Annotated in this window: 1 protein-coding gene; it reads left to right on the plus strand. The window is 63.3% G+C overall.

Going from position 1 to position 259, the window contains the following annotated elements; all coding sequences use genetic code 11:
- On the plus strand, nt 1-259 hold a 259-nt coding region (locus E1K68_RS27595; RefSeq protein WP_212614974.1), incomplete at both ends, for a hypothetical protein.

Raw genomic sequence — 259 nt, forward strand, 5'->3', positions numbered from 1 at the left:
TACGACAAAGCCGGCAACCTCACCCGCCTGCTCGACACCCGCAAAGGCGAACACCTTTACCGCTACGACCCGCTAAACCGCCTGACCCGCGCCGACCACTCGCAAGACATACAGGAACGCTTCGGCCACAACCCGGCCGGCAACCTGCTGATGCAAGACCGTCCCGGTCCAGACATCGTCGCGGCGAATCGTCTGATGATCCAGGGCGACCGCCATTACGACTACGACGCCTTCGGCAACCTCATCCGCGAACGGCGTG

Origin of the sequence: Pseudomonas sp. B2021 (assembly GCF_018135665.1) — a bacterium.
In the GTDB taxonomy this organism is placed as follows: domain Bacteria; phylum Pseudomonadota; class Gammaproteobacteria; order Pseudomonadales; family Pseudomonadaceae; genus Aquipseudomonas; species Aquipseudomonas lactis.